7 protein-coding genes are annotated in these 6,739 nt (G+C 68.9%); 4 read left to right on the plus strand and 3 right to left on the minus strand.

The annotated features are described in order from the left end of the window. The first annotated feature begins 70 nt into the window (after window positions 1-70). Genes H7F49_RS09440 through H7F49_RS09450 form a run of 3 tightly spaced genes read left to right on the plus strand, consistent with a single transcriptional unit; the run spans window position 71 to window position 4,623 of the window. Entirely contained in the window at window positions 71-2,437 is a 2,367-nt protein-coding gene (locus tag H7F49_RS09440; RefSeq protein ID WP_185683344.1) for a TonB-dependent receptor, read from the plus strand. Between the two features lie 52 nt (window positions 2,438-2,489). After that, window positions 2,490-3,350 carry an alpha/beta fold hydrolase gene (locus tag H7F49_RS09445; RefSeq protein ID WP_185683345.1) on the plus strand — a complete coding sequence of 287 codons (861 nt, stop codon included), beginning with the start codon at window positions 2,490-2,492 and terminating at the stop codon, window positions 3,348-3,350. Next, window positions 3,340-4,623, plus strand: coding sequence for a spinster family MFS transporter (locus H7F49_RS09450; protein ID WP_185683346.1), 1,284 nt, complete (start codon window positions 3,340-3,342; stop codon window positions 4,621-4,623). Before H7F49_RS09445 ends, H7F49_RS09450 begins: the two co-directional genes overlap by 11 nt. A 22-nt stretch (window positions 4,624-4,645) precedes the next feature. On the opposite strand, the gene H7F49_RS09455 is transcribed toward H7F49_RS09450, so the two are convergent. Together H7F49_RS09455 and H7F49_RS09460 are read right to left on the minus strand one after the other, a co-directional pair. Next, complete coding sequence (locus tag H7F49_RS09455) at window positions 4,646-5,233, minus strand: FMN-dependent NADH-azoreductase (RefSeq protein ID WP_185683347.1); 588 nt, start codon at window positions 5,231-5,233, stop codon at window positions 4,646-4,648. Window positions 5,234-5,267: 34 nt separating this feature from the next. Further along, on the minus strand, window positions 5,268-6,044 hold the full coding sequence (locus tag H7F49_RS09460; protein ID WP_185683348.1) for a DODA-type extradiol aromatic ring-opening family dioxygenase: 777 nt from the start codon (window positions 6,042-6,044) through the stop codon (window positions 5,268-5,270). Window positions 6,045-6,115: 71 nt separating this feature from the next. Between H7F49_RS09460 and H7F49_RS09465 the strand changes: the two genes are divergently transcribed. Next, the gene (locus H7F49_RS09465; RefSeq protein ID WP_214647741.1) at window positions 6,116-6,472 is read left to right on the plus strand and encodes a LysR family transcriptional regulator; all 357 of its coding nucleotides are present in this window, start codon (window positions 6,116-6,118) and stop codon (window positions 6,470-6,472) included. 25 nt (window positions 6,473-6,497) lie between these two features. On the opposite strand, the gene H7F49_RS09470 is transcribed toward H7F49_RS09465, so the two are convergent. Next, on the minus strand, window positions 6,498-6,739 hold a 242-nt coding region (locus tag H7F49_RS09470; RefSeq protein ID WP_185683349.1), incomplete at its 5' end, for an ATP-binding protein.

Genomic DNA, 6,739 nt, shown 5'->3' on the forward strand with positions numbered 1-6,739 from the left:
TGAAAGTTGAATCAGTTTTCAGGTTGGCCTAGCTGTACGCTCATAATGGATGCTGCTGGGAGGTAAGGCCATGATTAAGCGTTCAATCTTTGCGACTCGTGCAAGCGCCGTGGCCCTCGCCACGCTCCTCGCCACCGGGACAAGCCCGTTCATCACGGCGGCCCAGGCCCAGGATCAGGCCGCTGCCGCCACCACCGACGAAGGCGAAGGCGCGATCGTCGTGACCGCCCGCCGCCGCGAGGAGCGCCTGGTCGACGTGCCGATCGCGCTCAGCAGCTTCAGCGGCGAGCAGCTTGCCCGCAGCGGCGCGCTCGACATCACCGATCTGGCCCAGGCCGCCCCCAACGTCACGCTCGAGCCGTCGCGCGGGACCAACTCCACCCTGTCGGCCTTCATCCGCGGCATCGGCCAGCAGGACCCGGTCTCGGGCTTCGAGCAGGGCGTCGGCATCTATCTGGACGATGTCTACCTCAACCGCCCGCAGGCGGCCGTGCTCGACATCTATGACGTCGAGCGGATCGAGGTGCTGCGCGGACCGCAGGGCACGCTTTATGGCCGCAACACCATCGGCGGCGCGCTGAAGTACGTCACCAAGTCTCTGCCCGACACCCCCTCGCTGCGGGTCCGCGCGACCTACGGCACCTACAACCAGGCCGAAGGCGTGATCACGGCCTCGGCCCCGATCTCGGACCTGATCCGCGTTGGCGGATCGCTGGCCCGGCTGCGCCGCGATGGCTTCGGCAAGAACCTCACCACCGGGCTCGACAACTACGACAAGAACATCTGGGCCGGCCGCGCCACGGTCGAGCTGGGTGGCAACGGTCAGCCGGTGCTGGTCCGCTTCTCGGGCGACTATACCCGTGACAAGTCGAACCCCCGCGGCGGCACGCGCCTGATCCCGGGCCTGCTGTCGGGCGCGCCGGTCCTGCCCAACGTGTTCGACACCCGCGGCGGGCTGAACGATCCGCGGCAGGACATCGAGGCCGGCGGCTTCGCGATCAATGCCACCGCCGAACTGAGCGATGCCATCACGCTGCGTTCGATCAGCGCCTGGCGCAAGGACGTCAGCCGCACCCCGATCGACTTCGACGCCCTGCCCGCCTCCGACGTCGACGTGCCGGGCATCTACCGCAACGAGCAGGTCAGCCAGGAATTCCAACTGCTCTACGATGAAGGGCCGCTCAAGGGCCTGGTCGGGGCCTATTATCTGGGCGCGAAGGCTGACACCGCCTTCGACGTGCGCCTGTTCACGACGGTGGCCGGCCTTGCCGCCTTCACCCAGGCCAATGTCGATACCGAGACCTGGGCGGTCTTCGCCAATTTCTCCTACGACCTGACCGAGCAGCTCAGCCTGGAACTGGGCGGCCGCTACACCTCGGACGAGCGTCGGGCCTCGATCCTGCGGCAGAACTACCTGGGTGGCGGCTCGCCGGTGTTCGGCGGGGCGGGCGTGGCCTTCGGCGCGCCGAGCACCAATTTCACCGGTCGCCAGCTGTTCCGCAAGTTCACGCCGCGCGCCTCGGTCAGCTTCAAGCCCAGTCCCGATCACAACCTCTACGCGTCCTATTCGCAGGGCTTCAAGGGCGGCGGCTTCGATCCGCGCGGCGTCGGCGTGAACGCGCCCGACACCAACGGCGACGGCGTCCGCTCGCAGGATGAGATCGCGCGATTCCTCAGCTTCCGTCCGGAAAAGGTCGATTCCTACGAGCTCGGCTACAAGGGCAACCTGTTCGACGGCGGGCTCTACATCTCGCTGACCGGCTTCTATGCGGACTACACCGACGTGCAGATCCCGGGTTCGGTGGCCTGCACCGTGGGCAACCTGCCCAGCTTCTGCGGCGTGGTGTCCAACGCCGGCAAGGCCCGCTTCAAGGGCTTCGAGGCCGAAGGCACCGCCCGTCTGGGCCGTGACCTGCTGAGCTCGGGTGACCGACTCAACCTGTCGGGCTCGTTCGGCTATATCGATGCCGAATATCGCCAGTACATCACGCTGATCGCCGGCCAGCCGACCGACGTCGCCGCCTTCCGCAAGGTGCAGAACACCCCGCGGCTGACCTGGAGCGGGACCCTGGCCTACGAAACCCCGGTGGGCGACGGCAAGGTCAACCTCGGGACCACCGTGTCCTACCGGTCGAAGACCTACCAGTTCGAAATCCCCAACCCCTACATCGATCAGCCGGGCTTCGCGCTGTGGGACGCCAGCGCGGTCTACACCGCGCCGGGCGGGCGGTGGAGCCTGGGGCTTTACGGCCGCAACCTGCTCGACAAGAAGTACAAGACCTCGGGCTACACCTTCATCGCCGCCAATGCGACGACCGGTGCCCCGACCCTGGGCGCCAATGGCCTGCCGATCGCCTCGCTCGGCCGCGAAGGCACGCTGACCGCGTTCTACGGCAACCCGCGGCAGGTCTTCGCCACAGCGACGCTGCAGTTCTGATCGGGCCGGCCGGACGGAGGTGAGCCTCCGTCCGGCCCCACGGGAGATCGCCATGGACTATCGCGTCCATCGCTACCGCAGCGCCTGCGGGCGGCTCGACCTGTCCGCGCGCCTCTATGGCGAGCAGGGTCCCGCGCTGCTGCTGATGCACGGGCTGACACGCAATTCCGCCGATTTCGAGCCGCTGGCCCGCCACCTCGCCGGGTCCTACCGGCTGATCGTGCCCGACCAGCGCGGTCGCGGCCGGTCGGACTGGGATCCCGATCCGGCGAGCTATCGCCCGGATGTCTACGCGGGCGACATGTTCGCGCTGCTGGACAGCCTGCACGTCCCGGTCGTGAGCGTGATCGGCACGTCGATGGGCGGACTGATCGCCATGGTCATGGCCGCGATGCGCGCCGAGGCGCTGCGCTGCCTGGTGCTGAACGATGTCGGCCCGGTGATCGACCAGGCGGGCCTGACCCGGATCCAGGGTTACGTCGGCCCCGCCGCGCCGTTCGCGTCCTGGGACGAGGCCGCCGCGCGGTGCCGGGCCAACAATGGCGAGGCTTTCCCCGATTTCACCGCGGCGGACTGGCTGGCCTTCGCGCGGCGCACCTGCATCGAACAGGCGGACGGCCGGGTCGCGTTCGCCTACGATCCGCAGATCGCGCTCGGCGTGGCGGGGACCGACCCCGCCACGGTCCCGCCCGACCTGTGGCCGCTGTGGAGCCTGCTCGACGCGAAACCCGTGCTGGTGGTGCGCGGCGCGCTGTCGGACTTGCTCTCCGCGGCGACCGTGGCAGAGATGGGCCGGCGCCATTCCGGCGTTTTCGCCCAGACCGAGGTGCCACGCGTGGGCCATGCCCCGATTCTCGACGAACCGGCCGCGCTCGGTCCGATCCGCGACTTCCTGGCTGCGCATGCCGCCTGAAGCGACCGCTGCGCCGCCGATCCCGGAACGCCCGGCGCGACCGGGGCTGGTCCTGGCCATGTTGCTGGCCGTCTATGTGTTCAACTTCGTCGATCGGCAGATTCTGTCGATCCTGGCCGGGCCGATCCAGGCCGAACTGGCGCTGGACGATGCGCAGATGGGGCTGCTTGGCGGGCTGGCCTTCGCGCTGCTCTATTCCACCCTGGGCGTGCCGCTCGCCTGGCTGGCAGATCGCACCAGCCGATCCTGGGTCATCACCGGATCGCTGGCGCTGTGGAGCCTGTTCACCGCGCTGTGCGGCCTGGCCGGGGGCTTCTGGCAGATCTTCCTCGCCCGGTTGGGGGTGGGCATCGGCGAGGCGGGCGGTGTCGCGCCCTCCTATGCGCTGATCGCCGACCATTACCCGTCCGAGCGCCGCGCCTTCGCCCTGTCGGTCTATTCGCTCGGCATCCCGCTCGGCTCGGCCACCGGGGTCCTGGCGGGAGGCTACATTGCCGCCACGGTCGACTGGCGCGCCGCCTTCCTGGTGGTGGGGGGTGCCGGGCTGCTGCTGGCTCCCCTGTTCAAGCTGGTGGTGCGCGACCAGCCCCGCGCCGACCGCGCCGCCGGCGAAAGCCCGGCCTTTGCGGCGGTGGCCGCGGCCCTGGCGCACAAGCCCTCGTTCTGGCTGCTCGCCTTCGGGGCGGCGGCCTGCTCGATGCTGGGCTATGGCATCGCGTTCTGGCTGCCCTCGCTGCTGCAACGCTCCTTCGCGCTGAGCCTGATCGAAACCGCCTGGTTCATCGGGGCGATCCTGCTGATCGGGGGCACCACCGGCATGCTGCTGGGGGGCCGGATCGCCGACCGGCTCGGCCGCACCCAGCGCGGCTGGTTCGCCTGGCTTCCGGCGCTGGCCTTCGTCATCGCCGCCCCGCTGTTCGCCGCGGGGATCCACAGCGGCAGCGCCGGCCTCGCCTTCGTCCTGTTCCTGGTTCCGCAGGCCCTCGCCTACGTCTGGCTCGGCCCGGTCCTGTCGGCGGTCCAGCATCTGGTCCCCGCCGCCTCGCGCGCGACCGCCTCGGCCTGCTTCCTGCTGATCAACAACCTGATCGGGCTGGGCGGCGGGATCTATGCCCTGGGCGCCCTGTCGCGGGCGCTTGCCCCGCTCTACGGCTCGGAGTCGCTGCGCTATTCCATGCTCTACGGACTCACGCTGTACCTGGTGAGCGCGGCGCTGCTGTTCCTGGCGGGGCGCAAGCTGCCCGCCGACTGGGTGGAGGACGCCGCCGCCTGAACGGCGGCGCCTTCCTGCAGGTTCAGGCCAGCGCCGCGATTTCGGCCTTGGCCTGCGCCACCGCTGCCGCTGCCGCATCCGGCCCGAAGGCCAGGCCTTCGGCTGTCACCACGGTCACGTCGGTGACCCCGACAAAGCCGAGCAGGCTCTTCACATGCGCCGCGCCGAAGGGGAACCCGGCGGCATCGTCGTACTTGCCGGCACGGGCCTGGGCGAGGATCGCGCGCTTGCCCTTGACCAGCCCTTCGGGACCTTCGGCCGTGTACTGGAAGGTCGTCCCGGCGCGGGCGATGTAGTCGAACCAGGCCTTGAGGGTCGAGGGCATGCCGAAGTTGTAGAGCGGCAGGCCGATCAGCAGCACGTCGGCGGCGAAAACCTCGCCGATCAGTTGATCCTGCAGGGCGCGGGTCTCAGCAAAGGCGGCACCCTCCGGCGCCTCGCGGCCGATCCCGGCGAGGCTGGCCGAGGTGACGTGGGGCACCGGATCGGCATCGAGATCGCGCTCGACCACCTCGGCCCCGGGATGGGCCGCAAGATAGGCGTCGATCAGCGTGTTGCTGACCGATGCGGCACCGGTCGCGGCGGAACGGATGACAAGGATCTTGGTCATGGGCTTGGGTTCCTGTTGCAGTAAGGGTTGGGGATCAGTCGAAGCGGTACGAATCCATGCGCAGCACGCCCAGATCGGTCGAGCTGTGCATACGGGTGGGCCTGGCCCGGGCGCCGGCGGCGCCGAGCGCGACGAACAGGGGCAGCAGGTGCTCTTCGGTCGGGTGATTGTCCTCGGCGTGAGGGGCCAGGCGGCGGTAGGACAGGAGATCGCAGGTCCGGCCGGCCATGATCGCCGCGTCCATCCACGCGGCGAAGTCGGTCACCCAGGCCGGCTCCTGGCCCTCGTGCGCATCCTGCTGCAAGGCCCGCAGATTGTGCGTGAAGCTGCCCGAACCGATCACCAGCACGTTGTCCCGGCGCAAGGCCTCGAGAGCCCGGCCCAGTTGGAGGTGATGGCCGGGACCCAGGGCGCTTTGTACCGACAGTTGCAGCACCGGGATATCGTGCTCCGGCCACATCAACAGCAGCGGGATCCAGGCGCCATGGTCCAGCCCGCGCGCGGGATCGCGATGGCCCCGGAGCCCGGCCGCTCCGATCAGGTCGACCAGACGATCGGCCAGGTCGGGGGCGCCCTTGGCGGGATAGGTCAGCGCGTAAAGCGGCCGGGGAAAGCCGTGGAAGTCATGGATCGTCTCCGGCCGGGCCGCCGCGGAAACCGTGGGAACGGCCGTTCCCCAGTGGGCGGACACCACCATCACCGCGTCCGGCCGATCGAGCTCTTGCCCCAGCCCGGCCAGGAAACCGCGCGCGGGACTGTCCTGCAGGATCAGCATGGGCGAACCGTGGGACAGGAACAGGGTCGGTTGCATCGTGACATCCCGCGAAGGAAGGGCTCGGCCGCGAGATAGTTCAGTGTTATGTGCATGCCCATCCGCTGAAAATGCAACTCTTCTATGCGAAAGTGCATGCCCTTATGGATTGGGACGACGTCCGCAGCTTTCTGGCCATTGCCCGGGCGCGGAGCCTGTCCGGCGCCGCCCGCGAGCTGGGCGTGCGCCAGTCGACGATGAGCCGGAGGCTGGAAGCCCTGGAGCTGCGCGCGGGGGCAAGGCTGCTCCAGCGCACGCCGCGGGGCTATGAGCTGACGCCGCTGGGCGAGGCCGTGCTGGGCAATGCCGAACGGATGGAGGCCGAGGCGATCGCGGTCGAACGACTGGTGCAGGGCCGCGACGTCGCGCTTTCGGGTGTGGTGTGTAGCGCGACAAACTGGATGAGGATTGCGCGTCAATCAGGATGAGAATGTGATTGTCGCGGCGCGTCGATCAGTGCCTGTTTTGATTGTCGCTGGCAAGGTCGTCGTTCTCATCCTGATTGTCGCGGATGGTCTCGAGAACCTTTGGCGTGGTGTAGGCGGGGGGGCGTCCGGCGCCGGTGCGGCTGGCCTGTGCGGTACGTCTGCGGTAACTTTCGACGTTCATCTCGAAGATGGTGGCGTGGTGCACGAGCCTGTCGACGGCGGCGAGCGTCATGGCGGGATCTGGGAAGACCCGGTTCCACTCGCCAA

Origin of the sequence: Novosphingobium aerophilum (assembly GCF_014230305.1) — a bacterium.
GTDB classification, from domain to species: Bacteria; Pseudomonadota; Alphaproteobacteria; order Sphingomonadales; family Sphingomonadaceae; genus Novosphingobium; species Novosphingobium aerophilum.